This window comes from Spirillospora sp. NPDC047418, assembly GCF_040643275.1.
Taxonomy (GTDB): domain Bacteria; phylum Actinomycetota; class Actinomycetes; order Streptosporangiales; family Streptosporangiaceae; genus Spirillospora.
The window spans coordinates 82,590-104,105 of record NZ_JBEYTW010000012.1 but is presented as its reverse complement, the minus strand read 5'-3'; the positions used below and the strand labels follow the sequence as shown (position 1 = coordinate 104,105).

Below are 21,516 nucleotides of genomic sequence, written 5' to 3'. Positions count from 1 at the left end.
GCGGCAGAACAGGGACCGCTACTTGCCCTCCCCCGCGCCGTCCGCAGACCCGGCGGACTCCGCCGATTCCGCGGACTCGGCCGACTCGGCCGACTCGGCCGGCTTGGCGGGCTCGGCCGGCTCGGCCTTCTCCGCGGGCCCGGCCTTCCCGGCGGCCGTGCCGGCCGCCGCCTCGGCCAGCTCGCCGCCCAGATAGGCGGCCCGGACCTGCGGGTCGTCGAGCAGCTCCGCCGCCGGCGCCGACTTCACGACGCGGCCCGTCTCCAGCACGTACGCGCGGTGCGCGATCTGCAGGGCCTGCTGGGCGTTCTGCTCCACCAGCAGCACCGTCGTGCCGCGCCGGTTGATCTCCTCGATGATCGAGAAGATCTGCTGCACCAGCATCGGCGCGAGCCCCATGGACGGCTCGTCCAGCAGCAGCACCTTCGGCTTGGCCATCAGCGCCCGCCCGATCGCGAGCATCTGCTGCTCGCCGCCGGACATGGTGCCGCCCGCCTGCGACTTGCGCTCGGCCAGCCGCGGGAACAGCTCGTACGCCTCCGCCAGCTCCTTGGACGCGTCGTCGCGGCGCGAGTAGGCGCCCATGAGGAGGTTGTCCTCCACCGTCATCCCCGGGAAGATGCCGCGCCCCTCCGGTGCCTGCCCGATCCCGGCGGTCACCCGCTTGTGGCCCGGCATCTTGCTGATGTCCCGGCCGTCGAACCTGATCGCGCCGGACGTCAGGCTCCGCAGCCCCGAGATCGTCTTCAGGGTCGTCGTCTTCCCGGCGCCGTTCGCGCCGATCAGCGTCACGATCTCGCCCTCGTCCACGGACACCGAGATGCCCTTGAGCGCCGCGATCTTTCCGTAGTGGACGTGAATGTCGTCGATCTCAAGAAGCATCGGCCGGAGCCCCCAGATACGCCTCGATCACCCGCGGGTCGTTCTGCACCTCGGCCGGGAGGCCGTCGGCGATCTTCTGCCCGAAGTCCAGCACGGCGACCCGGTCGCTGATCCCCATCACCAGGCTCATGTCGTGCTCGATGAGCAGGACCGTCACCCCGGTGTCGCGGATCCTGCGGATCAGGTCCTGCAGCGCGACCTTCTCCGCCGGGTTCATGCCCGCCGCCGGCTCGTCCAGCAGCAGCAGCTTCGGCTTGGTGGCCAGCGCGCGGGCGATCTCCAGCCGCCGCTGGTCGCCGTACGGCAGGTTCTTCGCGGCCTCCTCGGCCCGGTGCGAGACCCCCACCAGCTCCAGCAGCTCGTGCGCCAGCTCCCGGCCCCGCCGCTCCTCGCGGTGGAACCACGGCAGCCCGAGCGCGGCGCCCGCCAGGCCCGTCCGGTGGTGCGCGTCCGCGCCCACCAGGACGTTCTCCAGCGCGGTCATGTTGTGGAACAGCCGCACGTTCTGGAACGTCCGGGCGACGCCCAGCTTCGTCACCACGTAGCGCTTCTTGCCGTCGATGCGCTTGCCGTCGAACACGACCGAGCCCTCCGACGGCCGGTAGACGCCGGTGGTCACGTTGAACACCGTCGTCTTCCCGGCGCCGTTCGGGCCGATCAGCGCGAAGATCTCACCCTCGCGGATGGTGATCTGCACCTTGTTGAGCGCCACGACGCCGCCGAACCGCATGACGACGTCCCGCAGCTCCAGGACCGGCCTGCGCTCGTCCGTCCCGCTCACTTGCCCACCTCCGCGGCCTCGGACTGTCCCGGCCCGGCGACCTCGGCGCCCATCGCGCCCATGCCGCCGCCGCCCTCCTCCAGTTCGGCCTTGCGCCGCCGCGACGGCCACAGGCCCTCCGGACGGAAGATCATCATCAGCACGAGCGCGCCGCCGAAGATCAGCATGCGGTACTCGTCCAGGAAGCGGAACCGCTCGGGCAGCCACGCCACCACGAACGCGCCCAGGATCGCGCCCGGGATGTTGCCCGAGCCGCCCAGCACGACCGCCGCCAGGATCAGCGCCGACACGATGAACTCGAAGTTCGCCGGCAGGATCGACGTCTGCTTCGCGGCGAACACCACGCCGCCGCTGCCGCCGATGGCCGCGCCGATCGCGAACGCCGCCAGCTTGAACTTGAACGTCGGGACGCCCATCAGCTCGGCCGCGTCCTCGTCCTCGCGGATCGACGCCCACGCCCGGCCGACGCGCGAGGCGTCCAGCCGCCGGACGAAGATGATCGCGACGATGATGAACAGGAGCAGCAGGTAATAGTACGGGCGCGTGTCCAGCAGCCCGTACTTCAGCGGCTGCACGCCGAGGATCTCGAACTCCGACAGCGTCGGCGGGTGCGGGATCCCCTGCACGCCGCGCGGCCCGTTCACGAACGAGCTGTTGTTCGCCGTCCGCTTGACGATCTCACCGAAGCCGAGCGTCACGATCGCCAGGTAGTCGCCGCGCAGCCGCAGCGTCGGCGCACCGAGGATCACGCCCGCCAGCGCCGAGAACAGGATCGCCAGGACGAGCGTCTCCCAGAAGCTCCAGTGGTACCGCACCGCGAAGATCGCGATGGTGTAGCCGCCGACCGCGTAGAACGCGACGTAGCCGAGGTCCAGGAGGCCCGCCATGCCGACGACGACGTTGAGGCCGAGGGCCAGCAGCACGTAGATGGCGATCTGGTCGCTGAGCATCGACGGCCAGCTGGTGCCGCTCGGCGCCATGAAGCTGCCGATCGCCTCGCTCGGCAGGAAGATCGCGCCGACGATGAGCAGGACGTAGACCGCCCAGCGCTGCCACCCGGGGGCGCCCGCCCACCAGTTCCGCAGCGGGTCGAGGGACAGGCCGGAACCGCGCCGGCCGGACTTGCCGTTGGTCGTCTTCGTAAGGTTCATGCGCGCGCCTGCTGGAGGGACTCACCGAGGATGCCGGTGGGACGGAACATCAGGACCAGGATCAGCACGGTGAACGCGACGACGTCCCGCCACTGCGAGCCGAACAGGCTCGAACCGTACATCTCCAGCAGCCCCAGCACGAAGCCGCCGGCCAGGGCGCCGCGGATGTTGCCGATCCCGCCGAGGACCGCCGCCGTGAACGCCTTGATGCCGAGCAGGAAGCCGACGAAGTAGTTCGTCTGCTCGAAGCGCAGGAAGTACAGCGCCGCCGCGACGCCCGCCATCACGCCGCCGACGATGAACGTCACCGACACGACCCGGTCGATGTTGACGCCCATCAGCACGGCCGTCTCCGGGTCCTGGGCCGTCGAGCGGATGCCGCGGCCGAGCTTCGACCGGTTCACGAACTGGTCGAGCGCGACCATCATCAGCACCGCGCCGATGAAGATGATCAGCTTGTCGTTGCTGATCTGGATCGGGCCGAAGTCCACCACGGTCGTGAGCTTCTTGAAGTGCTCGTCCACGGGGAGCCGGCCGCCCGCCTCGGACGTCCCGAACACCCGGTGCACGACCACCGTCGCGAACAGCTGCTGGATGAAGATCGATGCCCCGATGGCCGAGATCAGCGCCGCGAGTCTGGACGCCCCCCGTTTACGGAGCGGCCGGTAGGCCGTCACCTCCAGGAGCATGGCGCTGCCGGCGGTGACCACGCCGGCCACCACCGCGGTCAGCGCCACCACCCCCACCAGGGCGATGCCGCCCACGGTGCCGACGCCCAGCGAGCGCACCGTCCACAGGGCCGCGAACGTACCGACCATGAAGATGTCGGCATGCGCGAAGTTGATCAGCCGCAGCACGCCGTAGACCATCGTGTAGCCGAGCGCCAGCAGCGCGTAGATCGCGCCGAGTGCCAGGCCGTCGATGGTCGACGGCCAGAATTGATTGATGAAGTCGTCGAGCACCTTTGGGTCGCCTTAGATCGAAGAAGGAGCGGGAGCGCTGTAGCGCTCCCGCTCCCGCGCCATCAGGGGATCTCTTCGGGGGCGCTGGTCGGCGCCTAGGAGACCTTCGCTTCGCTGGCCTTGCCGAGCAGGGGCAGCTTGTCGCCCTCCACCTCGTAGACGTAGATGTCCAGGGTGGCGAGCTCGCCGTTCTCCGCGAACTTGATCTGCTTGCCGACGCCCGCCACGTCGATCGACTTGAGGTACTCGTTGATCTCCTCGGGCTTGGTCTTGCCGGCCTTCACGGCGTCCACGAACGCGGTCGCCGCGTCGTAGCCCTCCGTCGAGTAGATCGCGACCTCGGAGCCGAACTTCGCCTTGTAGTCGTCGGCGAAGGTCTTGGCCTTCGGGTTGGTCTTACCGGTCGGGTCGATGAGGCAGCCGCAGCTGACCAGCGTGCCCTGGGCGTTCTTCTGGCCGGTGCCCTCGATCAGGCCGGTGGCCAGCGAGCCGTCGCCCGACATCATCTTGCCCTGGTAGCCGCCCTCGCGCAGCTGCTTGAACAGCCGGCCGGCGACCGCGTAGTAGCCGCCGAAGTACACGAAGTCCGGCTTGAACTCGTTGATCTTGTTGACCGTCGAGGAGTAGTCGGTGCCCTTGTCGTCGACCGCGTCGGTCTGCGTCTGGGCGCCCTTGGCCTTCACGGCCTTGTCGATGGCGTCGGTGAGGCCCTTGCCGTAGTCCTGGTTGTCGGAGACCAGGAAGACCTTCTTGGCGCCGGAGTTCATCACGAACTCGGCGACCCCGGCGCTCTGCGCCGCGTCGTCGGCCACCACGCGGTGCCAGAACTTCCAGCCCTTCTCGCCCAGCGTGATGCTCGTCGCCGACGGCGAGACGCTCGGGATCTTGGCCTCTTCCAGGATCGGGCCGACGCTCTGCGACTCACCCGAGAAGGCCGGGCCGATCAGGCCGGCGATCTTGTCGTTCTTGACCGCGCCCAGCGCCAGCGAGGTCGCCTGCTCCGGCTTGCCCTGGCTGTCGTAGGTCTTGAAGTTGATCTTGACCTTGGGGTTCGTGGCGTTGTACTGCTCGATCGCCAGCTGCGCGCCCTGCTTGGGCGGGATCACCAGGCCCGAGTTCTCACCGGTCAGGTCGCCCATGAACCCGATCGTGACCGAGTTTCCGTCACTGCCGGACTCGTTATCGTCGCCACCACACGCCACGGCGCTGAGCGCGAGCGCCGCGCTCACCGCCACCGCGCCGGTGATCCTCATCATGTTGCGCCGCAAGGTGCCCAACCTTTCCATCCGGATCCGGGAGGGGATCGGGTACGAGAACATGCCCCGACGCCACCCCTCGGCGAGGGAAATCCGGTCAGTCGGGGACCAGCTATGTCGTACACCGTCGAGCCACCCCAGAACAGGACCCCCGGATCGAAGGGTTACTCGTTCGTTACGCCGCTGTATCCATTCGACACCCGCAATTGCCAGGGACGATTACGCAGCGTGACAATGGTGGGGCAGGCCACGGCCCGCGGTTGGACCTTGACACGGCGCCGCCCGGTGCCGCCGGGAACTCAGCCCGCGGCGGACTGGCCGCTACCGCCGGACGCGCCCGCGACGACCGCCTCGGCGACGGCCCGCATCGTGAGCCGGCGGTCCATCGAGGTCTTCTGGATCCAGCGGAACGCCTCCGCCTCGGACCAGCCGTGCGCCTGCTGCAGCAGCCCCTTCGCGCGGTCGACCACCTTGCGGGTCTCCAGCCGCTCCTGCAGCCCCGCGACCTCCGCCTCCAGCGCCCGCAGCTCGGTGTACCGGCTCACGGCCATCTCGATCGCCGGCGCGAGGTCGGTCTTGGTGAACGGCTTGACGAGGTAGGCCATCGCCCCCGCGTCCGTCGCCCGCTGGACGAGCTCGCGCTGCGAGAACGCGGTGAGGATCACCACCGGTGCGATCCGCTCCGCGGAGATCCGCTCGGCCGCCGAGATGCCGTCCAGCACCGGCATCTTCACGTCCAGGATCACGAGGTCGGGCCTCAGCTCACCGGCGAGCCGCACGGCGGTCTCCCCGTCCCCCGCCTCCCCGACGACCTCGTAGCCGTCCTCCTGAAGCATCTCCTTGAGGTCCAGCCGGATCAGGGCCTCGTCTTCCGCGATCACCACTCGCCGCGTGCTCTCCACGCGCACGACCCTACCGAAACCCGCTACCCTGGTCCCCACGAGGGCACCCCACCGCCTCCGGCCTCGCCTTGCAAGCAAAAATGTCCAGATTATCCTGACAAATGCCCCGATAGCCCAATGGCAGAGGCAATGTGCTCAAACCACATCAAGTGTGGGTTCGAATCCCACTCGGGGCACTTTTTCTAAACTGCCACCTACGCTGAGGAATCTTCGAGGTCGGCCCGCCAGCGCCCACAAGCGTCTAAGACGCGCCCTCACGCTCTCTCCGACGACGCCTGGCGCGCGAGACCACGTCGCCGCGCCCTCGCATTCGCCTCATCCGGACAGGGGCCAGACGTCCGCCGGTTCGGGAACGCGGTTTTGTCGTAGGCCCGGGCGACACTGTGTGCATGTACGACACCACCGTGCGTGAACGCGTCTTAGCCTTGCTCGCGCAGGGCCTCACGGTCAGCGAGGTGAGTCGCCGGACGGGCATTTCGCGTTACGCGATCCGCAAATGGCGCTTGAGAACGGATCAGGGGCGAGACCTCTATGCCAGACCGCACGTGCCCTGCCCACGCTGCTCGACACCACCCGCACTGCCTCAGCCGACGGATTCCTACGCCTACCTCTTCGGCCTCTATCTCGGCGATGGCTGCATCAGCCCCGTAGGCGGCCGCCAAAAGAAGATATGGGCGATTCGGATCGCCTGCGCCGATGCCTGGCCCGGTCTCATCAAGCAGTGCACGGCGGCGGTCGGCGCCGTCCGCCCGGGGAACAAGGTGCGGATCATCCAGCGGATCGGCTGCGTCGAGGTCAACAGCCACTCCAAGCACTGGCCCTGCCTCTTCCCCCAGCACGGACCGGGCAAGAAGCACGAACGCAAGATCGAACTGGCGTCCTGGCAGCGGGAGATCGTGGACGAATGCACCGAGGAGTTCGTCCGCGGCCTGCTCCATTCCGACGGGAGCCGATTCGTCAACCGCGTACGGCGGCCGCTCAAGGACGGGGACCGCTGGTACGAGTATCCGCGCTACAACTTCACCAACGTGTCGGTGGACATCCAGCGGTTGTTCACGGACGCGCTGGACCGGCTCGGGGTCGCGTGGACGCAGATGAACGCCAAGAACATCTCGGTCGCGAGGCGGGAGGCCGTGGCGCGGCTGGACGAGTTCGTCGGGCCCAAGTACTGAATGCCTCCATGCGTCCCTCTGTAGACGGCGGTGGCGGCTGGATGGGTCCGTGGGGTCGAACTACCGAATGGGCCAGGCGTCTCTCTGCGGGAGGTGGCGCGTGGGGTGGGCGGGCCGTTCCGGGGTGGGTGGTTCTCGGAGTGACGTGGAAATGAGATCGGGTGGTGATGCGTGCTCGGTGGGCAAGGTTGCGCGTGGAGCGGATGCGGCCGGGTGGGCCGGGCACCGCGCGGGGTGCGTTTCGCGCGGTGCCCGGCGGGGTGGGTGGTCTCAGTGGTGGACGGCGATGGCGTCGCCGATGCTGTGGACGCGCAGGGCGTTGGTGGAGCCCGGGGTGCCGGGGGGTGAGCCGGCGACGACGACGACCTTGTCGCCCTTCTGGACGCGGCCCAGTTCGAGGAGGGCCTGCTCGACCTGGCCGAACATGGCGTCGGTGTGGTCGACCTGCGGCACGATAAAGGTCTCCACGCCCCAGACGTGCGCGAGGCGGCCGCGGACGGCGGGGACGGAGGTGAAGGCCAGCAGCGGGATCGGCGAGCGGTAGCGGGAGAGGCGGCGGGCCGTCTCGCCGGACATCGTGAAGGCGGCGAGGGCCTCGGCGCCGACGATGGCGCCGACCTCGGCGGCGGCGCGGGCGATGGCGCCGCCGACCGTCTCGGGCATGCGCTCCAGGGTGTGGGTGGCGTGCAGGGCGGCCTGCTCGGCGGTCTGCACGATGCGGCTCATGGTGAGCACGGACTCGATCGGGTACTGGCCGACGCTGGTCTCGCCGGAGAGCATGACGGCGTCGGCGCCCTCGAAGACGGCGTTGGCGACGTCGGAGGTCTCGGCGCGGGTGGGGCGAGGCGCGGAGATCATGGATTCGAGCATCTGGGTGGCGACGATGACCGGGCGGGCCTTCTCGCGGCACAGTTCGATGGCGCGCTTCTGGACGATCGGCACCTGTTCGAGGGGCAGTTCGACGCCGAGGTCGCCGCGGGCGACCATGATGCCGTCGAAGGCGGCGACGATCTCGGGGAGGCGCTCGACGGCCTGCGGCTTCTCGATCTTGCCGATGAGGGGGACGCGGACGCCCTCCTCCTCCATGATCTGGTAGCAGATGTCGGCGTCGGCGGGGGTCCGGACGAAGGACAGGGCGACGAGGTCGACGCCGAGGCGCAGGGCCCAGCGCAGGTCGGTCTCGTCCTTCTCGGTGAGGGCGGGGACGCTGACCGGGACGCCGGGGAGGTTCAGGCCCTTGTTGTCGGAGATCATGCCGCCGACGGTGACGGTGGTGCGGACGCGGGTGCCGTCGACGTCGACGACCTTGAGGGCGACGCGGCCGTCGTCGATGAGGACGCTGTCGCCGGGGCTGACGTCGCCCGGCAGGCCCTGGTAGGTGGTGGACACCTCGCGGCGGGTGCCGGGGACGTCGTCGGTGGTGACGGTGAACTCGTCGCCGAGCGTGAGGCGTACCGGCCCGTCGGGGAAGCGCCCGATGCGGATCTTGGGGCCCTGCAGGTCCGCGAGGATGCCGACGCCGCGCCCGGTGGCGTCGGCCGCCGCCCTCAGCCGGTGGTAGACCTCCTCGTGGACGGCGTGGTCGCCGTGGCTCATGTTGAGGCGGGCGACGTCGATGCCGGCTTCGACGAGGGCGTTGATCTGCTCCGTGCTGGAGCAGGCGGGACCGATGGTGCTGACAATCTTCGCTCGACGGGTCACGTGCACAACCGTACTTAGTTACTTGCTGGTACGGATATTCGCGCAGCATATGGTCGCCCGCGGTTCACCGAATGGTCTAGGTCAGAGGTCTAGACCACATGTGGCCCCGGTCACCGCTTGAACGCCTCCACCGCCGCCTGGCAGAACGCCTTGAGGTCGTCGGGCTTGCGGCTGCTGACGAGGACGTTGGGCCCGTCCTCGCAGATCTGGACCTCCTCGTCCACCCAGGTGGCCCCCGCGTTGCGCAGGTCGGTCCGGAGGCTGGGCCAGGACGTCATCGTGCGTCCGCGCACGACGTCCGCCTCCACGAGCGTCCACGGTCCGTGGCAGATGACGGCGACGGGCTTGCCGGCGTCGAAGAACGCCTTGGCGAACGCGACCGCGCCCGGGTCGGTGCGCAGGAAGTCGGGGTTGGCGACGCCGCCCGGCAGGACGAGCCCGTCGAACTCGGTGTGGTCGGACACGTTGACGGTGGTGTCGACGGGAAAGGTGTCGCCCTTGTCCAGGTGGTCGAACGCCTGGAGCCGCCCGGACTGGGTGGAGACCAGGCGCGGGCCGCCGCCGGCCTGCTCGACGGCCGTCCAGGGTTCGGTGAGTTCGACCTGCTCGGTGCCCTCCGGGGCGCATAGGAAGGCGATGCTCTTCCCCTGAAGATCGTTCGACATGATTTCTCCTGATTTGCTCGATTTCATGGGCCCTTGCCCGGATGGACGGGTGGTATGCAGGACGTATGAGCCCTACCGGTTATCGCGAGTACCGGGCGCCGGGGCTGGCCTGCGCGTGGACGGCGGCGCTGCCGTCCGGCGCCGAGCCGTTCGTCCAGCGCGTGGTGCCGGACGCCTGCGTGGACCTGATCTGGTCGGACGCCGGGATCCTGGTGGCGGGGCCGGACACCGGGCCGGTCCCGGCGACGATGCGGCCGGGTGAGGCGGTGGTGGCGGTGCGGTTCCGGCCGGGGACGGCGCCGCCGGTGCTGGGCGTCCCGGCGGACGCGGTCCGCGACGGGCGCCTGCCCCTGCGGGAGCTGTGGGGCGGTGAGGCGGACCGGCTGGCGGAGGCGGTGGCGGGTGCCGGTGACCGGCGCGCGGCGCTGGTCGCGGCGGTGCGGGACCGGATGGGTCCGCCCGATCCGATGGTCCCGGCGGTGGTGGCCGGGCTGGCCCGGGACTCGGTGCGGGGCGTCGCGGACGGGCTGGGCATCGGCGAGCGCCAGTTGCGGCGCCGGTCGCTGGCGGCGTTCGGGTACGGGCCGAAGACGCTGCAGCGGGTGCTGCGGTTCCAGCGGGCGCTGAGCCTGGTGCGGGCGGGCCGGACGCGGGCCGCGGCGGCGTACGCGGCGGGCTACGCCGACCAGGCCCACTTCGCGAACGAGGTGCGGGGCCTGGCGGGCGAGCCCGTCGGGAACCTGCTGTGAGTCAGGGCTTGAGCCTGCCGTAGGCGCGGAGCGTCAGCAGGGATTCGACGGTGGTGAAGCCGCGCCATTCGGGCCGGGTGGCGGGCGTCCAGCTGGGGAAGGCGATGTCCCAGCCGCCGTCGTCGTCCTGGGCGTCGATGAGGGCGTCGAGTCCCGCCTCGATGGCGTCGCCGGTGAACAGGCGGCGTCCGTATCCGTCCGGGCCGGGCGCGAAGTCGAGGACGTCCTGGTGGTCGCTCTGCGCGGCGGACGCGAGGGCGTCCCGGACGCGGGCGAAGGCGGCCTCGGCGCGGTCGCGGTCTGGGACGTGGTCGAGGAACGTCAGGATGGCGAGGACGTCGTACGGCCCGGGTTCGGTGCCCGGATCGTCCAGGTGGCGCCAGCAGAAGTCGGTGGCGGGCCCGAGCCAGGGGTGCCGCGACCCGGCCCGGTGCAGCATGCCGGCGAGGGTGGCGGTGGGGTTGATGCTCCCGGGCGGGTCGTCGGGCGTCTGCCACCAGGGGCCGTGCGGGGTGTCGCGGACGCTCGGCAGCACGAACGGCACTCCCCCGCCGTCCCGCGTGATGGACGCCAGGTAGTCGCCCACCCGCGCGACGGCCGGGTCGCCGTCCGCGCCGGCCTCGTGCAGGATCTGGAGGGCGTGCTGGGCGGGGACGGGCTGGCTGCCCTCCCCGCGCAGGTCGGGTTCGAGGGCGTGGCCGTAGCCGCCGTCGGGGTTCGCGTAGGCGCTGAGCGCGGCGAGGACTTCCGCGGCGGGCCCGCCGCGGAAGTGGAGCGCGAACCGGTGCCGGTCGATGATGCGGGCGGCGTGCCGCATGAACTGCTCGGCGCGGGCCAGGCCGGTGGCGTTCAGGACGTTCATGCGGTCCACGGTAGAGCGGCCGCTTCCGGCCGGTCTTGTAGGAAACGGACGTCTGGCGGGCGGCCTTGCGGCGAAAGGGGGACGCGGTGGGCCCGGCCACCCCAGCGGTGGGTGGCCGGGCCCCTGATGTCCCGCGTGCGGGGTGCGGGAGCGCGCGGCCCGCCGCCGCCGTGCCGGGACGGTGCCGTCCGGGCCCGGCGCGTGAACCCAGGCGGGACCGTAGCCGACCTGCCCCAAGACCACAAGGGCCCCGGAGCGGGGCGGTCGCGGTGGTCACGGCCGTTCCCAGCGGCCCCCCGGTTGTGGTCTGCTGTCCGTCATGAGTGATCCGCTTGACGAACGTGACATGGCCGGTGAGCCGCTCGCGGTGGTGGCGCGGGAGGCGGGGCCGTATCTGCGGAGCCTGCGGGACCGGCTCGTCCACGACGGGACGCAGGACGCGCTCCTGGACGAGCTCGACGGCCCGCTGCCCGCCGAGGGGGACGGCGCGGTGGCGGCGGTCGAGCGGCTGGTCCGGATCGGGACGCGGGCGGCGACGCACTCGTCCGGGCCGCGGTTCTTCCACTTCGTGGTGGGCGGGTCGACGCCGGCGGCGATGGCGGGCGACTGGACCGCGTCGCTGCTCGACCAGGCGGCCGGGCTGTGGCCGACGTCGCCGTTCGCCGCGCGGGCGGAGACGGCCGTGCTGCGCTGGCTGAAGGAGCTGTTCGGCCTCCCGGCGTCGTTCGGGGGCGTGCTGACGCCGAGCGCGACGCTCGCGCACGTGACGGGCCTGGCGTGCGCGCGCTGCTGGTGGGCGGACGGGTACGGCGTGGACGTGACCTCGCGCGGTCTGGCGGGCCTGCCGACCATGCCGGTGTTCAGCAGCGGGCTGGTGCACGTCAGCACTCGCAAGGCGCTGCAGATCCTCGGCTGCGGCCGGGACACGCTGCGCACGTTCGCCCGCGACGACGCCGGGCGCGTCGACCTCGGCGCGATGGACGCGGCGCTGGCGCGGGCTGGCGGCCGGGCGGTGGTCGTGGCGAACCTCGGCGAGGTCAACACCGGCGACTCCGACCCGATCGCCGACCTCGCGGACCTGGCCGAGCGGCACGGCGCGTGGCTCCACGTGGACGGCGCGTTCGGCCTGTTCGCCGCGCTCAGCCCCCGGACCGCGCACCTCGCGCGCGGTGTCGAGCGGGCCGACTCGGTGACGGCGGACGGGCACAAGTGGCTGAACGTCCCGTACGAGAGCGGGTTCTCGTTCGTCCGGGACCGGGACTGGCTGAGCCGCGCGTTCGGGGCGTGGGGCGCCGCGTACCTGCCGGACGCCGACGACGAGCGGACCAACTACAACACGCTGGGCCCGGAGTCGTCCCGGCGGGCGCGGGCGCTGCCGATCTGGGCGACGCTGCGCGCCTACGGCCGCGACGGCTACCGGGCGATGGTGGAGCGCCACCTCGACGTGGCCGCCCACCTCGGGGAACTCGTCGAGGCGGCGCCCGACCTGGAGCTGCTCGCGCCCGTCCAGTTGTGCGTCGCGTGCTTCCGCTACCGCCCGGACGGCGTCCCCGAGGATCGCCTGGACGACCTGAACGCGCGCCTGGGCGAGGCGCTCCTCGCGGACGGCCGCGTGTACGCGGGCACGAGCACCTACCGGGGCATGACGGTGTTCCGTCCGGCGCCGCTCAACTGGCGGACGACGAAGGCCGACGTGGAGCGCCTGGTCGACGTCCTCCGCGAACTCGGCGCCGCCCTGAAGGACTGAACCCGCGGGCCGCCCTCCAGCCGGGCGCGGGGCTCAGGTCGCGCAGTCGTTCCAGGGGGCGGACTCGTCGAGCTCGTCGAAGGGCTGGGTGAGGCTGTACCAGCAGCCGGAGTCGTCGCGGAAGACGGCCTCGATGCCGTAGGGGCGCCGCTCCGGCCGCTGGACGAACTCGACCCCGGCGGCCGACAGCCGCTCGTACTCGGCCTGGCAGTCGTCGGTGTTGAAGGCGCCGGCGCCGAGGACGCCCTTGGCGATGAGCGCCTTCATGTGCGCGGCGGAGTCGGGGTCCATGGTCGGCGGGCCGGGCACCATGAGGGTGAGGCTGAGGTCGGGCTGGTCCTTGGCGCCGACGGTGACCCAGCGCATCCCGCCGTCGCCGAGGGTCATGTCGTCGCGGACCTCCAGGCCGAGCGTGTCGGTGAAGAACGCCTTGGCCGAATCCTGGTCGAGCACCCAGACGGTGGCGAGCCCCAGTTTGGTGATCATGCCGTTTCTCCTTCGTGAGCAGCGGTGATGTGTCCACGGTAGGAGGCGGCGGTCCGGGCGGCCTTCTCGAAAGTTGCTCAGCCCCCGGCCGCGCCGCCCTTGCGGAAGCCGCCCGCCCACAGCAGCACGAAGCACCCGGGGATCGAGGACGCGCCGGGGCCGCGGGCCCGCCGCCGGAACTCGGTCGGCGTCATCCCGGTCAGCTGCTTGAAGCGGGTGCAGAACGTGCCGAGGCTCGTGAAGCCGACCAGCATGCAGATCTCGGTGACGGTCAGGTTCGCGGTGCGGAGCAGGTCCTGGGCGCGCTCGATGCGGCGGCGGGCGAGGTAGGCGCCGGGCGTCTCCCCGTAGACCTCGTGGAACAGCCGGACGAAGTGGTAGCGCGAGTACCCGGCGCGGGCGGCGACGGCGGCCACGTCGAGCGGCTCGGCCCATTCGCGGTCCATGGCGTCCCGCGCGACCCGCATCCGCCGCAGCACGCCGGTGTCCGGCGCGGACGCCGTGCTCTCCATGCCTTCGATGCTCGCACACGCCGCCGACGGAAGGGCCCCGGAGGAGCGCGCTCCCCCGGGGCCTTCGCCGTGCCGTGCTCAGGCGCCGTGCCGTGCCTCAGGCGATCGGGCGGGCCGTGGGCGGGATCGGGTAGGGCAGGTCGGTGCGGCCGGTGAGGTAGGCGTCGACGCCGCGGGCGGCGGCGCGTCCCTCGGCGATCGCCCACACGATCAGGGACTGGCCGCGGCCCATGTCGCCGGCGACGAACACGCCGTCCACGGACGTCGCGTAGGCGCCGTCGCGGGCCACGTTGCCGCGCTGGTCGAGGTCCACGCCGAGCTGCTCCAGCAGGCCCTCGCGCTGCGGGCCGAGGAAGCCCATCGCGAGGGTGACCAGCTCGGCGGGGATCTCCCGCTCGGTGCCCTCGATCGGCGCGAACCGGGTCTCCGGGCCGCCGACGTCCACCAGCCCCAGCGCGCGGACGCGGCCGTCCCCGTCGCCGGCGAACTCGGTGGTGGACACCGCGTAGACCCGGTCGCCGCCCTGGTCGGCGAGCTCCTCGTGGGCGCTCTCCATCTTGAACAGCATCGGGTACGTCGGCCACGGCTGGGCGTCCGGGCGGGCCTCCGGCGGCCGCGGCATGATCTCCAGCTGGGTGACGGACGCGGCGCCCTGCCGGATCGCGGTGCCGACGCAGTCGGCGCCGGTGTCGCCGCCGCCGATGACGACGACGTGCTTGCCCTCCGCGGAGATCGGCGACTCGTCGTAGTCGCCTTCCTGCACCTTGTTGGACGGCGGCAGGTACTCCATCGCCTGGTGGACGCCCTTGAGGTCCCGCCCGGGGACGGGCAGGTCGCGCCAGGCGGTCGCGCCGCCCGCGAGGACGACCGCGTCGTGGCGGTCGCGCAGCTCGGCGGCGGTGATGTCGACGCCGATGTTCACCGAGGTCTTGAAGGCGGTGCCCTCGGCGCGCATCTGGGCGAGGCGCCGGTCGAGGTGCCGCTTCTCCATCTTGAACTCGGGGATGCCGTAGCGCAGCAGGCCGCCGACGCGGTCGGCGCGCTCGTAGACGGTGACGTCGTGCCCGGCGCGGGTGAGCTGCTGCGCGGCGGCGAGGCCCGCGGGTCCCGAGCCGACGACCGCGACCGTCTTGCCGGTCTTCACGGCGGGCGGCACCGGGCGCACCCAGCCTTCGGCGAACGCCCGGTCGATGATCTCGACCTCGACGCGCTTGATCGTCACCGGCTCCTGGTTGATGCCGAGGACGCAGGCGCTCTCGCACGGGGCGGGGCACAGCCTCCCGGTGAACTCCGGGAAGTTGTTGGTGGCGTGCAGCCGCTCGACGGCCTCGTGCCAGTCCTTGCGGTAGACGAGGTCGTTCCACTCGGGGATGAGGTTGCCGAGCGGGCAGCCCTGGTGGCAGAACGGGATGCCGCAGTCCATGCAGCGGCTCGCCTGCTTCTCCAGGCGGTCGTTGCCGAAGTCCTCGTAGACCTCGGACCAGCTCCGGATCCGCACGTCGACCGGGCGGCGCTTCGGGAGCTCCCGCCGGACGGTCAGAAATCCCTTCGGGTCAGCCATGTGGGAAGTCCCCCTCTCTCAGCTCTGCGCGGCGGCCATGACGGCCTCGTCGACGTCGCGGCCCTCGGCCTCGGCCCTCGCCATGGCGTCCAGGACGCGCCGGTAGTCACGCGGCATGATCTTGGTGAAGCGGGTCGCGGCGGCGTCCCAGTCGTCCAGCAGCCGCCGGGCGACCTGCGAGCCGGTCTCGGCCAGGTGCCGCTCGACCAGGTCCCGGACGAACCCGGCGTCGCCGGGGTCGAGCGGTTCCAGGTCGACCATCTCGCCGTTGACCCGCTCGGGCACCAGGTCCAGGACGTAGGCGACGCCGCCGGACATGCCGGCCGCGAGGTTGCGGCCCGTCCGGCCGAGGATGACGGCGCGGCCGCCGGTCATGTACTCGCAGGCGTGGTCGCCGGCGCCCTCGACGACGGCGGTGGCGCCGGAGTTGCGGACGCAGAACCGCTCCCCCACGACGCCGCGGGCGAACAGCTCGCCGGACGTGGCGCCGTACAGGATGACGTTGCCGCCGATGATCTGCTCCTCGGCCGCGAACCCGGCGTCCGCCGGGGGCCGCAGCGTCAGCCGCCCGCCGGACAGGCCCTTGCCGACGTAGTCGTTGGCGTCGCCGACGAGCCGCAGCGTGATGCCGCGCGGCACGAACGCGCCGAACGAGTTGCCCGCCGACCCGGTGAAGGTGACGTCGATGGTGCCGTCGGGCAGTCCGGCGCCGCCGTGCCGCTTGGACACCTCGTGGCCGAGCATGGTGCCGACCGTGCGGTTGACGTTGCGGATCGGCAGCTCCAGCTTGACCGCGTCGCCGAACGCGATCGCGCCCTCGGCGAGCTGGATCAGCGTGTTGTCCAGGGCCTTCTCCAGCCCGTGGTCCTGCTCGGCGGTCCGGCGCAGCGAGGCGCCGGCCCGCACCTCGGGGGCGTGCAGAATCGGGGCCAGGTCCAGGCCGGACGCCTTCCAGTGGTCGACGGCCTCGCGCATGTCGATCATGTCGACGTGCCCGATCGCCTCGTCCAGCGACCGGAATCCGAGGGCCGCCAGGTACTCGCGGACCTCCTCGGCGATGAACTCGAAGAAGTTCACGACGAACTCGGGCTTGCCGGAGAACCGCTGCCGCAGCACCGGGTTCTGGGTGGCGACGCCGACCGGGCAGGTGTCCAGGTGGCAGACCCGCATCATGATGCAGCCCGACACCACCAGCGGCGCGGTCGCGAAGCCGTACTCCTCGGCGCCGAGGAGCGCGGCGATGACGACGTCCCGGCCGGTCTTCATCTGCCCGTCGGCCTGGACGACGATGCGGTCGCGCAGCCCGTTCAGCAGCAGCGTCTGCTGCGTCTCGGCGAGGCCCAGCTCCCACGGGGCGCCGGCGTGCTTGAGCGACGTCAGCGGGGACGCGCCCGTGCCGCCGTCGTGCCCGGAGATCAGCACCACGTCCGCGTGCGCCTTGGAGACGCCCGCCGCGACCGTGCCGACCCCGACCTCGGCGACGAGCTTGACGTGCACGCGCGCCGCCGGGTTGGCGTTCTTCAGGTCGTGGATGAGCTGCGCCAGGTCCTCGATCGAGTAGATGTCGTGGTGCGGCGGCGGCGAGATGAGGCCGACGCCCGGGGTGGAGTGCCGGGTCTTGGCGATCCACGGGTAGACCTTGTGGCCGGGCAGCTGGCCGCCCTCGCCGGGCTTGGCGCCCTGCGCCATCTTGATCTGGATGTCGTCGGAGTTGGTGAGGTACTCGGAGGTGACGCCGAACCGGCCGGACGCGACCTGCTTGATGGCGCTGCGCCGCAGGTCGCCGTTGTCGTCCGGGGTGAACCGGGACGGGTCCTCGCCGCCCTCGCCGGTGTTGGACTTGCCGCCGAGGCGGTTCATCGCGATCGCGAGGGTCTCGTGCGCCTCCGCCGAGATGGACCCGTACGACATCGCGCCGGTGGAGAACCGCTTGACGATCTCCGCCACCGGCTCGACCTCGCCGATCGGCACCGGCTCCCGCTCGCCCTCCCGGAGCTTGAACAGCCCGCGCAGGGTCATCAGCTTCTCGGCCTGCGCGTCGACCTTGGAGGTGTACTCCTTGAAGATCTCGTAGCGGCGGGTGCGGGTGGCGTGCTGGAGCTTGAATACCGTGTCCGGGTTGAACAGGTGCGGCTCGCCCTCGCGGCGCCACTGGTACTCGCCGCCGACCTCCAGGGTGCGGTGCGCGAGGTCGTTGCCGCCCGGCGGGTAGGCGCGGGCGTGCCGCTGCGCGACCTCGCGGGCCAGCACGTCGAAGCCGACGCCGCCGAGCCGGGACGTGGTGCCGGTGAAGCAGCGGGACACGACGTCCGCGCCGAGGCCGATCGCCTCGAAGATCTGCGCGCCGGTGTAGGACGCGACCGTGGACACGCCCATCTTCGACATGACCTTCAGGACGCCCTTGCCGTACGCCTTCACCAGGTTCCGGACGGCCTCCCCGGGGGTCGGGCCCTCGATGGCGCCGCCGCGGACGAGGTCCTCCACGGTCTCGATCGCCAGGTAGGGGTTGATCGCGGACGCGCCGTACCCGATGAGCAGCGCCATGTGGTGGCACTCGCGGGCCTCGCCCGTCTCGATCACCAGGCCCACCCGCGTGCGGGTCTTCTCCCTGATCAGGTGGTGGTGGACGGACCCGGTGAGCAGCAGCGACGGGATCGCGGCGCGGGCCGAGTCGGCGCCCCGGTCGGACAGCACGATGATGCGGGCGCCGGCGGCGATGGCCCGGCTCACCTCGGAGTTGATCTCCTCCAGGCGGGCCTCGAGGGCCTCTCCCCGGCCCGACACCTCGTACAGGCCCTGCACGACGTAGGCCTGCAGGTGCGGCAGCGATCCCTCGTCGTCGATGTGGATGATCTTGGACAGCTCGTCGTTGTCCAGGATCGGGGTGGGCAGCACGAGCCGGCGGCACGAGTCCGGGCCGGGCGCCAGCAGGTTGCCCTCCGGGCCGAGCGTGGACTGCAGCGAGGTGACGAGCTCCTCGCGGATCGCGTCCAGCGGCGGGTTCGTGACCTGTGCGAACAGCTGCTTGAAGTAGTCGAACAGCAGCCGCGGGCGCTCCGACAGCACCGCGATCGGGGTGTCGGTGCCCATCGACCCGATCGGCTCGGCGCCGTTCTTCGCCATCGGCGTCAGGATGATCCGCTGCTCTTCGAGGGTGTACCCGAACGTCTGCTGCCGCTTGACCAGCGTCTCGTGCGTCGGGATCTCCCGCTCGCGCCGCGGCAGCTCCTCGAACCGGACGAGCCCCTGGTGCAGCCAATCGGCGTACGGGTGCTCGGCGGCCAGCTCGGCCTTGACCTCGTCGTCCTCGACGATCCGCCCGGCGGCGGTGTCCACGAGGAAGATCTTGCCGGGCTGCAGCCGGCCCTTCCGGACGACCTCGGCGTCCGGGATGTTCAGCACGCCCGCCTCGCTGGCGAGCACGACCAGGCCGTCGCCGGTCACCCAGTACCGGCCGGGGCGCAGCCCGTTGCGGTCCAGGACGGCGCCGACGACGGTGCCGTCGGTGAAGCTGACGCTGGCCGGGCCGTCCCACGCCTCCATCAGCGTGGAGTGGAACTCGTAGAACGCGCGGCGGTCGGCGTCCATCTCGGCGTGGTTCTCCCACGCCTCCGGGATCATCATCAGCACCGCGTGCGGCAGCGACCGGCCGCCGAGGTGCAGCAGTTCCAGGCACTCGTCGAACGAGGCGGTGTCGGACGCCTCGATGTCGATCACCGGGTAGATCCGGGACAGCTCGCCCGGCAGCACGTCGGACTTCAGCAGCGCCTCGCGGGCCCGCATCCAGTTCCGGTTGCCCTTCACCGTGTTGATCTCGCCGTTGTGGGCGATGAACCGGTACGGGTGGGCCAGTTCCCAGGCGGGGAACGTGTTGGTCGAGAACCGCGAGTGGACCAGGGCGATCGCGCTGGTGAACCGGCGGTCCGACAGGTCGGGGAAGAACGGCTCCAGCTGCGGGGTCGTCAGCATCCCCTTGTAGACGATCGTCCGGCTGGACAGGCTCGGGAAGTAGACGCGGACGTCCTGCTCGGCGCGCTCGCGCATGCAGAACACGGCGCGGTCCAGTTCCAGGCCGGTCGTGCCCGCGTGCGGGCCGCCCGCGGCCGGGGCGAGGAACAGCTGCGCGAAGTGCGGCATGACGCGGCGCGCGGCCGGGCCGGTGAAGCGCGGATCGTGCGGAAGCTCCCGCCACCCGAGGACCGTCAGGCCCTCCTCGACGCAGAGCGCCTCGACGTGGGCGACGGCGGCGGCGCGCTCGGCGCCGTCCGCCGGCAGGAACGCGACGCCGGCCGCGTAGCCGCCCGCGTCGGGGAGCGGGAAGTCGCAGACCTCGCGGAAGAACGCGTCCGGGATCTGGACGAGGATGCCGACGCCGTCGCCGTCGTCGGGCTCCGCGCCCACCGCGCCGCGGTGGTCGAGGTTCTTCAGAACGGTCAGGGCGTTCTCGACGATGTCGTGGCTCTTGCGGCCGTGCAGGTCGGCGACCATGCCGACACCGCAGGCGTCGTGCTCGTTGGCCGGATCGTACAGCCCCTGCGAATCAGGGCGGCCCTGTACGCGGGCAGCAGGTGTGAAGGCAGCCGAGGCCATCAACCCTCCCGTCGTCGTCTCGTGTCACTGTCTGATGTCAGTGCAGTCGTGGGACGACGTTGGCCCTGCTGCGGTGAGATGACATTACATCACTGTCGGGAACATGCCCGACTGCACCAGATCGCGAAACTTCTTCGTGGCGATCCGGGGTGCGTCATCTCGAAGTGGTTTAGACCAAGGGTAGTCGTGCGCTTTACCCGGGCCCCGCACCGGCCCAGGTGAGGATCATCACCGAGACGCGATGTTTACGGTGATACGCCGGGGATCTACCGAGAAATTCCCTAATCGGACGGCGAACCGGACGCGCGCGCGGCGCGGCCCAGCACCGCCGGGGACTTGCCGCCCTCGATCAGCAGCGACAGCAGCGTCTCGTCGGTCGCGTCGCCCTTGCCGTCCAGCCGCGCCGCCCACGACACGACGGCGAAATGGCCCATGGCGAGGCCGCGCGCCATGCCGAACCCGCGTCCGAAGTCGTCCAGCGGCGCCGGCGCCGGCAGCGGCAGGACGAAGCCCGCGCCGATCGTCTCCTCCAGCTTCGCGACGAACCGGTCCGCGTCCGCGGAGGAGTTCAGGTTGAACACGGCGACGGCCAGCGCGTACCCGTTCCTGGTGTCGGAGTAGATGCCCCGCGCCGCCTGCGTGCAGCCGCCCCGGCCGAGTTCGGCGCCCACCGTCCCGCCCCAGACCGCGGCGGCGCAGTCGCCGTCGAGCCGCTTGGCGCGCAGCTTCGGCTTCGCCTTCCCGTCCGGGACCGCCAGCGTCGCCGCGTCCGCCGGGAACGCCTCCTCGATCGTCAGCGGCTCCGGGTCCGCGCGGCGGGCGGTGATGCCGCCGTACGCCGACGCCGACGGGGAGCTGGAGTACGAGGCCGGCGAGGGGCCGTTGCCCGCCGGCGTCCCGATCTTCGCCCCGGCGGCGTGCCCCGGGCCGCCGCCGCTCCCGCCGCGGAGCACGACCACGGCACCGAGCCCGAGCAGCACGACCAGCCCGAGGACGGCCGCCGCGCCGAAGTACAGCCTCGGCCCGAGCCCGCCGGCCTCGGGCGTCTTCCGCTCCCGGCCGGCCCGGCCCGGCTGCTCCGGGGTCCGGGGCCTCTCCGGGGTCCGGGGCTGCTTCGCCTTGCCCGGCTCGTTCGCCTTGCCGGGCCGCTTCGGCCTGCCGGGCTTCTTCGGCTTCGCGCCGCGCGGGCCGGGCGGCGGGACGTCGTCGTAGGCGTCCTCGTACGGGGCGTCCTCGTACGAGCCGTACGGCGCCCCGCCATAAGGGGACTCGTCGTAGGGGGCCTCGCTGTAGGGGGCCTCGCTGTGCGGCGGGGCGGGCGGCGGGGCCGGGCGCTCCGCGCGGGGCGCCGGGCGGCGGGGCGGCGTGCCGCGGCGGGGGCCGCCCGCGCGGGCGGGCGCCGTGCGGCGGGGGCCGGGCCGGCCGCGGCCCTGCCGGTTCACCGGTGCCCGTCCGCGGCCGCCGCGGCGGGGTTCATCGGGGTCCACGAGCGCGCAGACTACTGTCCGCCGGCCGGTGACACGCCCGCGCGGGGCGC

General features: G+C 71.7%; 17 protein-coding genes and 1 tRNA gene. 4 read left to right on the top strand and 14 right to left on the bottom strand.

Annotation, left to right across the window (positions count from 1 at the left end):
* Positions 1 to 18: 18 nt before the first annotated feature.
* The 6 genes from ABZ806_RS10435 to ABZ806_RS10410 all read right to left on the bottom strand — a co-directional run bounded on the left by ABZ806_RS10435 (position 19) and on the right by ABZ806_RS10410 (position 5,940).
* Entirely contained in the window at positions 19 to 882 is an 864-nt protein-coding gene (locus ABZ806_RS10435; RefSeq protein ID WP_500216599.1) for an ABC transporter ATP-binding protein, read from the bottom strand.
* Entirely contained in the window at positions 872 to 1,612 is a 741-nt protein-coding gene (locus ABZ806_RS10430) for an ABC transporter ATP-binding protein (RefSeq protein WP_500216649.1), read from the bottom strand. Before ABZ806_RS10430 ends, ABZ806_RS10435 begins: the two co-directional genes overlap by 11 nt.
* 47 nt (positions 1,613 to 1,659) lie before the next feature.
* Positions 1,660 to 2,814: a branched-chain amino acid ABC transporter permease gene (locus ABZ806_RS10425; protein WP_500216598.1), complete on the bottom strand. Its 1,155-nt coding sequence runs from the start codon at positions 2,812 to 2,814 to the stop codon at positions 1,660 to 1,662.
* A complete protein-coding gene (locus ABZ806_RS10420) occupies positions 2,811 to 3,776 on the bottom strand; it encodes a branched-chain amino acid ABC transporter permease (RefSeq protein WP_500216597.1) in 966 nt (321 codons plus the stop codon). The genes ABZ806_RS10425 and ABZ806_RS10420 overlap by 4 nt, the downstream gene beginning before the upstream one ends.
* Before the next feature lie 95 nt (positions 3,777 to 3,871).
* The gene (locus ABZ806_RS10415; protein ID WP_500216596.1) at positions 3,872 to 5,044 is read right to left on the bottom strand and encodes a branched-chain amino acid ABC transporter substrate-binding protein; all 1,173 of its coding nucleotides are present in this window, start codon (positions 5,042 to 5,044) and stop codon (positions 3,872 to 3,874) included.
* Positions 5,045 to 5,331: 287 nt separating this feature from the next.
* Positions 5,332 to 5,940, bottom strand: a complete 609-nt coding sequence (locus ABZ806_RS10410; protein WP_500216595.1) for an ANTAR domain-containing response regulator — start codon at positions 5,938 to 5,940, stop codon at positions 5,332 to 5,334.
* 97 nt (positions 5,941 to 6,037) lie between these two features.
* On the opposite strand from ABZ806_RS10410, the gene ABZ806_RS10405 reads away from it, so the two are divergent.
* Both ABZ806_RS10405 and ABZ806_RS10400 read left to right on the top strand, forming a co-directional pair.
* Positions 6,038 to 6,110, top strand: a tRNA-Leu gene (locus tag ABZ806_RS10405).
* Between the two features lie 213 nt (positions 6,111 to 6,323).
* Entirely contained in the window at positions 6,324 to 7,106 is a 783-nt protein-coding gene (locus tag ABZ806_RS10400) for a transposase (RefSeq protein ID WP_500216594.1), read from the top strand.
* 270 nt (positions 7,107 to 7,376) lie between these two features.
* Here the strand turns inward: ABZ806_RS10400 and pyk are convergent, their stop codons facing one another.
* Both pyk and ABZ806_RS10390 read right to left on the bottom strand, forming a co-directional pair.
* The gene (gene pyk, locus ABZ806_RS10395) at positions 7,377 to 8,807 is read right to left on the bottom strand and encodes a pyruvate kinase (RefSeq protein WP_500216593.1); all 1,431 of its coding nucleotides are present in this window, start codon (positions 8,805 to 8,807) and stop codon (positions 7,377 to 7,379) included.
* A gap of 110 nt (positions 8,808 to 8,917) precedes the next feature.
* On the bottom strand, positions 8,918 to 9,472 hold the full coding sequence (locus ABZ806_RS10390; RefSeq protein WP_500216592.1) for a type 1 glutamine amidotransferase domain-containing protein: 555 nt from the start codon (positions 9,470 to 9,472) through the stop codon (positions 8,918 to 8,920).
* Between the two features lie 65 nt (positions 9,473 to 9,537).
* On the opposite strand from ABZ806_RS10390, the gene ABZ806_RS10385 reads away from it, so the two are divergent.
* A complete protein-coding gene (locus tag ABZ806_RS10385) occupies positions 9,538 to 10,221 on the top strand; it encodes a DUF6597 domain-containing transcriptional factor (RefSeq protein ID WP_500216591.1) in 684 nt (227 codons plus the stop codon).
* Position 10,222: 1 nt separating this feature from the next.
* Here the strand turns inward: ABZ806_RS10385 and ABZ806_RS10380 are convergent, their stop codons facing one another.
* Positions 10,223 to 11,083 (bottom strand): hypothetical protein, encoded by an 861-nt coding sequence (locus ABZ806_RS10380; RefSeq protein WP_500216590.1) that lies wholly within the window; start codon positions 11,081 to 11,083, stop codon positions 10,223 to 10,225.
* Positions 11,084 to 11,402: 319 nt separating this feature from the next.
* Between ABZ806_RS10380 and ABZ806_RS10375 the strand changes: the two genes are divergently transcribed.
* Entirely contained in the window at positions 11,403 to 12,830 is a 1,428-nt protein-coding gene (locus ABZ806_RS10375; RefSeq protein WP_500216589.1) for a pyridoxal phosphate-dependent decarboxylase family protein, read from the top strand.
* 33 nt (positions 12,831 to 12,863) lie between these two features.
* Here ABZ806_RS10375 and ABZ806_RS10370 read toward each other — a convergent pair whose 3' ends face one another.
* The 5 genes from ABZ806_RS10370 to ABZ806_RS10350 all read right to left on the bottom strand — a co-directional run bounded on the left by ABZ806_RS10370 (position 12,864) and on the right by ABZ806_RS10350 (position 21,466).
* Positions 12,864 to 13,316 (bottom strand): VOC family protein, encoded by a 453-nt coding sequence (locus ABZ806_RS10370; RefSeq protein ID WP_500216588.1) that lies wholly within the window; start codon positions 13,314 to 13,316, stop codon positions 12,864 to 12,866.
* Between the two features lie 77 nt (positions 13,317 to 13,393).
* Entirely contained in the window at positions 13,394 to 13,828 is a 435-nt protein-coding gene (locus ABZ806_RS10365; RefSeq protein ID WP_500216587.1) for a helix-turn-helix transcriptional regulator, read from the bottom strand.
* Between the two features lie 97 nt (positions 13,829 to 13,925).
* Positions 13,926 to 15,389 (bottom strand): glutamate synthase subunit beta, encoded by a 1,464-nt coding sequence (locus ABZ806_RS10360; RefSeq protein WP_500216585.1) that lies wholly within the window; start codon positions 15,387 to 15,389, stop codon positions 13,926 to 13,928.
* An 18-nt stretch (positions 15,390 to 15,407) separates the two neighbouring features.
* Positions 15,408 to 19,979, bottom strand: coding sequence for a glutamate synthase large subunit (gene gltB / locus ABZ806_RS10355; protein WP_500216584.1), 4,572 nt, complete (start codon positions 19,977 to 19,979; stop codon positions 15,408 to 15,410).
* 281 nt (positions 19,980 to 20,260) lie between these two features.
* On the bottom strand, positions 20,261 to 21,466 hold the full coding sequence (locus ABZ806_RS10350; RefSeq protein ID WP_500216582.1) for a hypothetical protein: 1,206 nt from the start codon (positions 21,464 to 21,466) through the stop codon (positions 20,261 to 20,263).
* Positions 21,467 to 21,516 lie beyond the last annotated feature (50 nt).